This window comes from Yoonia sp. D2-7 (assembly GCF_055809435.1).
Window position 1 is genome coordinate 3557272 of sequence record NZ_CM147912.1, and the last position, 7399, is coordinate 3564670.

The window sequence follows — 7399 nt, forward strand, 5'->3', positions numbered from 1 at the left end:
CGACCGTTAGAGTTTTTCATCTGCAAAGGCTATTTGTTGACGTCTAGTAATCGTCCAATGGTGATGTCTGGCGTTTCCCCACCGACAAAATGAACGTGGTCGTAGTCATCTCCCATAGACGTCATCTCGCTTGCACATGCGTTGGCAAAGTCGGCAAATTTCCTCGCCTCTTCAGGGCCTTCAAAGCAAATTGATACTGAATCTAACTCCAACAAACTCTCGCTTTTATCGCCGTTGGCGTATCCGTACAGTTTCACTGAATTGCTCCCAGAATTTGTTACTAATACATCCAGAGGTATGAAGTCTTAAGTGCTTAACAACAAGCCAACCCCAGCCATCAAGGTTGTAGGTATGGGCTCGAAGCAGACCTTCGCCGCATACGCCACGATCGCCCAGCTTTCGTCTTTCTCTTATCCAGCAACTCACACTTCAAAGCCGTTTGTCGTCCATTTCCGCATCAAACCTTCCAGAAACAGAACACGCCCCATGCGATGCTGATCGCGAGTGGTCCCCACAGCGGCATCCCGAAAAAGAACAGCCATGCGAGGAAGATGTAGGCGGTTCCGAGCAGGGACAGGAACAACCTGTCACCCCGTGTTGTCGTCAGCCCAAGCGCCCCTTTGCGTTCTGACGTGCCGGGGTAGCGGATTTCGATGAAGGTGATCACGCCCATTGTGCTGAACAACCCGATAAAGAACAGTGCCGTTGGCCATGTCCATGCCATCCAAGTCAACATATCAAACTCTCCCGAGGGCAAAGCCCTTCGCAATGTAGTTGCGCACAAAGTAGATCACGATGGCGCCCGGAATAATCGTCAGTGTGCCAGCCGCGGCCAATAGCCCAAGTTCGTACCCCGCAGAGGACGCCGTTTTGGTCATTGTTGCAGCGATTGGTTTCGCATCCACCGCAGTTAGGGTTTTCGCCAGCAGCAGTTCCACCCATGAGAACATGAAGCAGAAGAACGCAGCTACACCGACACCCGCTTTGATTGACGGCAAGAATATCGTCATGAAGAAGCGCGGGAAGGAATAGCCATCGACATAGGCAGTCTCGTCCAGCTCTTTCGGGACGCCGCCCATGAAGCCTTCCAAAATCCACACCGCCAGCGGGATGTTGAACAAGCAATGCGCCAATGCAACTGCGAGGTGGGTGTCGAACAACTCCACCGCAGAATATAGCTGGAAGAACGGCAAGGCGAAGACCGCTGCCGGTGCCATCCGGTTGGTCAGCAGCCAGAAGAACAACGTTTTGTCGCCCAAAAACCGATACCGGCTGAATGCATAGGCCGCAGGCAGGGCCACCGCGATGGAGATTACCGTGTTCAGTGACACATAGATAATCGAGTTGATGTAGCCCCAGTACCACGTCGGATCGGTGAAGATCGTCGTGTAGTTCTCCACCGTGAACGTCTGCGGGAACAGGCTGAACCCCGCGAGGATTTCGTTCGTGGTTTTGAATGACATCGCCACCAGCCAGTAGATCGGCAACAGCAGGAACAGAATATAAATAATCGGGATCAGATTACGCTTTTTCATGGCGCGTCATCCTTCGTCATAAGAGTGTAGAATAGCCAAGAGACCAGCAATGTGACCGCGAAATAGATCAGTGACATGGCTGCCGCCGGACCAAGGTCAAACTGACCAAGCGCGATTTTCACCAGATCAATCGATAGGAATGTGGTCGAATTACCGGGTCCACCACCGGTCATCACAAAGACCTCTGTGTAGATGTTAAAGCTGTCCATGAACCGCAGCAGGATCGCGATGGTCAGGACCTGTTTCATCTTCGGCAATTGGATGTACCGAAACACCTTGAAGGGCGATGCGCCGTCAATCTTGGCCGCTTGGTAATAAGCATCAGGGATCGACACGAGGCCTGCGTAAGACAGCAAGACAACCAGCGACGTCCAATGCCAGACATCCATCGTGATGATCGTGGCCCACGCCGCAAACGGGCTTTGCGTCATGTCGTAGTCAATGCCGAGCGTCGTGTTCATGAAATAGCCAAGCAAGCCGATGTCAGGCAGCGCAAAGATGTTCCACATCGCGCCAACCACGTTCCACGGGATCAACATCGGTAGCGCCATGAGCACGAGGCAAACAGGCACCCACATGCCTTGGCGCGGCATGGACAAAGCGATGATGATGCCCAAGGGGACTTCGATCGCGAGGATAATGCCCGTGAACAGGAACTGCCGCCCTAATGCTGCGTGAAAGCGTTCGGAATGCAGCAATTCTTCGAACCAGCGCAGGCCTTCCCAGAAGAAGACGTTGTTCCCGAATGTTTCTTGGACCGAATAATTTACCACGGTCATCATCGGGATCAGGGCGTTGAAGGCGACCAGTAGTAGGACTGGCAGCACAAAGAACCACGCCTTTTGGGATTCGGTTTTCATGGGTTTTCCCCTGTCGTGGCAAGCCAGCCGTCACGGTAAAGTCGTGTCTGGTTTTGTTGGAATTGCAGGTGTACAGCGGCGCCTTTTTCGGGAACAGCGCCTTCGGTCACGGCTTTCACGGATGTATCGCCGATCATCGCATCAACCACGCTATGCCGCCCAATGTCGGACACTTTGCGCACCGTTGCAGGCAGGCCCGTATCGCCAAGCGTCACAAACTCTGGTCGCACGCCGATCTGCGGTGTGCCCGCGTCAGTATTGATCGTGCCTTCGAGGCCTACATGATGACCCTGCAAAAACGCGCCGCCATCGCGCACCTCTGCATCTAGAACGTTCATGCCGGGCGAGCCGATGAAGTGGCCGACAAAGGTATGCGCAGGCCGCTCAAACAGCTCAACCGGCGTGCCGATTTGAACAATCTCACCGTCCTGCATCACGACCACTTGGTCGGCGAAGGTCAACGCTTCGGTTTGGTCATGCGTCACGTAGATCATCGTCGCGCGCACCTTTTGGTGCAGCTCTTTCAACTTACTCCGTAGCTTCCATTTCAGATGCGGGTCGATGACAGTCAGCGGTTCGTCGAACATCACCACATTGACATCGTCCCGCACCAATCCCCGTCCCATGGAGATCTTTTGCTTGTTGTCAGGCGACAGACCAGCCGCCTTCGCCCCTAGCATTTCCGTGACTTCCAGCATCTCTGCAATCTCTGTCACGCGCTGCTTCACGCGGTCCTCGGCCACACCGCGATTGCGCAGCGGGAAAGCAAGGTTATCGTAAACAGTCATCGTGTCGTAGATCACCGGAAACTGAAAAACCTGCGCGATGTTGCGTTGATCAGGCGGCAACGCGGTCACGTCTTTGCCGTCGAACAGGATCTGCCCTTCGGACGGTTCCAACAGACCGGAAATGATGTTGAGCAACGTAGATTTGCCACATCCAGACGGACCAAGCAGGGCGTAAGCACCGCCATCGGACCAATCCAGATCGATTTCTTTCAAGGCATAATCAGCAGGGGATTTCGGGTTGGGCATGTAGCTATGCCGCAATTTCGATAGTGTAATTTTGGCCATCAGACGGTTTCCCCTGTGACAAGCGACCCGTCAGGCGCGAAGTAAAAGCAGGCGGTCGGATCAAGGTAAAACGGATGATCTTCGCCGATCTCGTAGGGGTGGACGCCATGTGCCAATGACACCCAATCCGCTCCCGGCATCGCGAAATGCGCAGAGCTTTCAGAGCCGGACAATTCCGTCACAAGCACCTTACCGGACAGCGCGACCGTATTCTGGGCGCTGGCGACAGGTGTGACGTGATGCGGGCGGACAGCCATCGTGTAGGTACCATCGGCCAACCCATTTGCGGCCTGCCAAGTCGCGTCGCCCATTGAAACAGTATCGCCTATTTTCGTCACCACGGCCGTGTTGATCGGTGGGTCAGAGAATACAGAAGCGGCCATTAGCGATCCGGGCGTGCGATAGATGTCGGCAGTCTTGCCGAACTGGACGACATTCCCGTCGTCCATCAATCCGGTGTAACCACCCAGCAGCAACGCCTCTTCTGGTTCGGATGTCGCATAGACAACGACCGCGCCGCGCCCCGCGAAAAGTTCGGGCAGTTGTTCGCGCAATTCTTCACGCAGTTTGTAATCAAGGTTCGCCAGCGGTTCGTCCAGAAACACTGCGCGGCTTTCCTTCGCAATCGCACGTGCCAGTGCGGTTCGCTGCTGTTGACCACCGGACAATTCGTGTGGCCTACGATGCAGCATCGGGCGCAACTGCAGAATGTCTGCGGCTTCTTCCACGCGACCCTGTATTTCCGACTTCGCCATCCCAGCCACTTTCAGCGGCGAGGCGATGTTGTCATACACGGTCATGTGCGGGTAATTCACAAAGAACTGATGGACGAGGCTGATGTTACGCTTTTGCGTCGTCAGCTTGGTCACGTCTTGGCCTTCCATGATGATCTGGCCACTGGCAATCGGATCAAGTCCGGCCATCATTTTGATCAGTGACGTTTTGCCCGATCCGGTCTTCCCAAGCAGGACATTGAAATGGCCTGTCTCAAGCGTCAAAGTCGTTGGTTTGATATGGGTCTGCCCACCAACCACTTTGGAAATATCATTTACTTGGAGTGTCATAACGGCCCTTGCCGGTCAGATGTGTCGTAAGTGCTGGGGCCCCAATGAAAAGGCCCCAGCGTGCGTTAGGCAGATGCCCAACAGGGAGGTTACTGTGCCGCCCAGCGAGCAACGAGTTCGTCGTAGTTGACGGTTTCGCCCTGCGGTTTCTCGTTCTCAAGCGGTGGCTTTGCGCCGCCGTTTGCGTACCAGTATTCCGCAGTTTGTTCGTCGTTCAGACGTGGACCACATCCGCCATAAACATTGGCGGCTTCATCAGCTGCCTGCATACGACCCATGGTGATGTCCATTTCTTCGGCCAGACGGTCCATGGCTTCTTGCGGTGTAAACGCGCCAGAGTTCACGTCACCAATCTGCTGCCACCAAATCTGCGCGAGCTTTGGATAATCGGGTACGTTGATGCCGGTTGGCGACCAAGCCACACGATCAGGGGACCGGTAGAATTCAACCAAACCACCCAGCTGTGGTGCACGTTCGCTAAAGCTTTCGTGGTTCACAGATGAATCGCGGATGAATGTCAGACCAACGTGGGATTTCTTCACGTCCACAGTCTTGGATGTGACGAACTGGGCATAAAGCCAAGCCGCCTGAGCCCGATCAGACGGTGTAGAGTTCAGGAACGTCCATGAACCCACGTCCTGATAACCAACCTTCTGACCTTCTTCCCAATATGGACCATGCGGGGATGGGGCCATACGCCAAAGTGGTGTGCCTTCTTCATCAACTGTGTTGTTGCCTGCGGACTGCGGGGCAACCATGTCGGCTGTGAACGCTGTGTACCAGAAGATCTGCTGGGCTACGTTGCCTTGGGCCAATGCTGGCAAAGACTGGTAGAAATCATAAGACGCAGCACCTGGAGGCGCATATGCCCGCAGCCATTCGTCCCACTTACGGATCGCATAAACAGCCGCTGGACCGTTCGCCGCACCACCACGTGTGACAGATGCACCCACCGGGTTACAGGTGCCTTCTTCCATGCGGATGCCCCATTCGTCGATTGGCACACCGTTTGGTTCGCCCTTCGATCCGGCACCAGCCATAGACAGCCACGCATCCGTCATCCGCCAACCAAGGTCAGGCGCACGTTTGCCGTAATCCATGTGACCGTAGATCGCGACACCGTCGATTTCTTTCACATCGTTGCTAAAGAACTCGGCGATATCTTCATACGCCGACCAGTTGACAGGCACACCAAGCGGGTAGCCGTACTTTTCCTCAAACGCTGCTTGGTAATCAGCATTGTCAAACCAGTCCTTGCGGAACCAATACAGGTTCGCAAACTGCTGATCCGGCAACTGATACAGATTGCCATCCGGGCCAGTCGTAAACTGACTGCCCATGAAATCAGGCAGATCAAGCGTCGGGGACGTCGTTGCGGCCCAATCGCCGGCCATTTGTTCGGTCAGGTTGTAAGCCTGCTGGAGACGCGAATGGGTACCAATCAAATCGGAATCGTTGACGTAACCGTCATACAGGTTGCGGTTCGTTTGCATCTGGGTTTGCACGGCCTGAACGACCTCGCCTTCACCCAAAATCTGGTGGTTTACCTTGATGCCCGTGATTTCCTCGAACGCCTTTGTCAGGACTTCGCTTTCGTAGGAATGTGTCGGGATGCCTTCGGACAGGACGTTGATTTCCATGCCAGAAAACGGTTCTGCAGCGTTGATAAACCACTGCATTTCGGCCATCTGATCGTCTTTGGACAATGTGGATGGCTGGAATTCTTGATCAATCCAACGTTGTGCTGCGGCTTCATCAGCCAAAGCGCTATTGGACCCCGCAACCACGGCTGAAACCGCAACTGCGGAGAGCAGATACTTACGCATCTTTTCTCCTCCCTAAAGATGTTATGAGCCGGATTTCGCCGACACCCTACTGTCGTCGCGACGGGCGTGTTTTGTCAAACTAAAATATTAGTAGTTAAGAACATTTCTTTTAAGTCACTGTTTTGGATTATTTATTCTGATGTGGTTGGAATACTAATCGTAGCCAAAACAGCACAGCACCCTCAGTATGAGGAAGCAGTAATTGGCCTAACCACCCCTTTCTGTCGCGAACAACGACCCGGTGTAGGTGTCATCCCCCAGCCAATTACTTCAGGTCAACGCACAGAATTATTCAGCAAACACAACAGCCCCTAGGTTGAATTGCAATCTTGACCCACGCGCAAATAGCGAACCCTGTCCGACAAATTCACCCGTCTCGGCAACCTGACTCTGCAGTCTTCCACTCACATCAAATGTCTCTGTGCCGCTGAGGCGCGCATCAAATGCGGCGCCAGGAATATCCACAGTCCCGGACACATCGACATCAATCCTCGACCCGCGCAGTTCCCCGCCAGATAGGTCCAATTCACCAGACAATCGCGTCAGCGCTGTCGCGTCACCGATCGGAGTGTAGCCGTCTGCGGGGTCGGCGCGTAGGATCGCAACGACGTCTTCATTTTCGGGGATAAGCACAAGATCACGCACATCACCCGAGAGATCACCACCGTTTGTGAAGGTCACATCAATCTGCGCCCGCCCGACCAACGCATCAGACGACCCGTTCGGGACCGCCAGCATATACCCGTCATAAGACGCCGATCCTTGCGCTTCCAAGGCCGCTTGATCAAGCGCCATGAAACCATCTGCGGCAAACCTGAAATAAGCGTCACCCGCAGCGTTGACGTCCTGAATGCTGATCGGGCCAGAGGTAGATACAACACCCGATCCCGACGATCCGCCACATGCAGCGAGAACAGTCAGACATCCCAGTGCGGCGTAGGTACGAAATATTGTCATGATGAACACCCCAAAGCAGAACAGGCGTTCATCTTAGGAAAATCTTACTTAACGTATGGTTAACATCACTTCCCACGTGCCAAC

8 protein-coding genes are annotated in these 7399 nt (G+C 54.3%); all 8 read right to left on the reverse strand.

Annotation, left to right across the window (positions count from 1 at the left end):
- Positions 1–29: 29 nt before the first annotated feature.
- Entirely contained in the window at positions 30–257 is a 228-nt protein-coding gene (locus AC0L7R_RS17755) for a hypothetical protein (RefSeq protein ID WP_473658181.1), read from the reverse strand.
- 200 nt (positions 258–457) lie between these two features.
- Complete coding sequence (locus AC0L7R_RS17760) at positions 458–736, reverse strand: DUF2160 domain-containing protein (protein WP_348106885.1); 279 nt, start codon at positions 734–736, stop codon at positions 458–460.
- A gap of 1 nt (position 737) precedes the next feature.
- Entirely contained in the window at positions 738–1535 is a 798-nt protein-coding gene (locus AC0L7R_RS17765; protein WP_247128725.1) for a carbohydrate ABC transporter permease, read from the reverse strand.
- Entirely contained in the window at positions 1532–2395 is an 864-nt protein-coding gene (locus tag AC0L7R_RS17770) for a carbohydrate ABC transporter permease (RefSeq protein ID WP_247128726.1), read from the reverse strand. Before AC0L7R_RS17770 ends, AC0L7R_RS17765 begins: the two co-directional genes overlap by 4 nt.
- A complete protein-coding gene (locus tag AC0L7R_RS17775) occupies positions 2392–3468 on the reverse strand; it encodes an ATP-binding cassette domain-containing protein (protein WP_473658183.1) in 1077 nt (358 codons plus the stop codon). Before AC0L7R_RS17775 ends, AC0L7R_RS17770 begins: the two co-directional genes overlap by 4 nt.
- Positions 3468–4532, reverse strand: a complete 1065-nt coding sequence (locus tag AC0L7R_RS17780) for an ATP-binding cassette domain-containing protein (RefSeq protein WP_473658185.1) — start codon at positions 4530–4532, stop codon at positions 3468–3470. Before AC0L7R_RS17780 ends, AC0L7R_RS17775 begins: the two co-directional genes overlap by 1 nt.
- Before the next feature lie 89 nt (positions 4533–4621).
- On the reverse strand, positions 4622–6358 hold the full coding sequence (locus AC0L7R_RS17785; protein ID WP_473658187.1) for an extracellular solute-binding protein: 1737 nt from the start codon (positions 6356–6358) through the stop codon (positions 4622–4624).
- Positions 6359–6646: 288 nt separating this feature from the next.
- Positions 6647–7315, reverse strand: coding sequence for a hypothetical protein (locus AC0L7R_RS17790; RefSeq protein ID WP_473658189.1), 669 nt, complete (start codon positions 7313–7315; stop codon positions 6647–6649).
- Positions 7316–7399 lie beyond the last annotated feature (84 nt).

Coding starts and splice junctions, on each gene's coding strand:
- AC0L7R_RS17785 (WP_473658187.1), bottom strand. CDS start 6,358: ATGCGTAAGTATCTGCTCTCCGCAGTTGCGGTTTCAGCCGTGGTTGCG.
- AC0L7R_RS17775 (WP_473658183.1), bottom strand. CDS start 3,468: ATGGCCAAAATTACACTATCGAAATTGCGGCATAGCTACATGCCCAAC.
- AC0L7R_RS17780 (WP_473658185.1), bottom strand. CDS start 4,532: ATGACACTCCAAGTAAATGATATTTCCAAAGTGGTTGGTGGGCAGACC.
- AC0L7R_RS17790 (WP_473658189.1), bottom strand. CDS start 7,315: ATGACAATATTTCGTACCTACGCCGCACTGGGATGTCTGACTGTTCTC.
- AC0L7R_RS17760 (WP_348106885.1), bottom strand. CDS start 736: ATGTTGACTTGGATGGCATGGACATGGCCAACGGCACTGTTCTTTATC.
- AC0L7R_RS17770 (WP_247128726.1), bottom strand. CDS start 2,395: ATGAAAACCGAATCCCAAAAGGCGTGGTTCTTTGTGCTGCCAGTCCTA.
- AC0L7R_RS17765 (WP_247128725.1), bottom strand. CDS start 1,535: ATGAAAAAGCGTAATCTGATCCCGATTATTTATATTCTGTTCCTGCTG.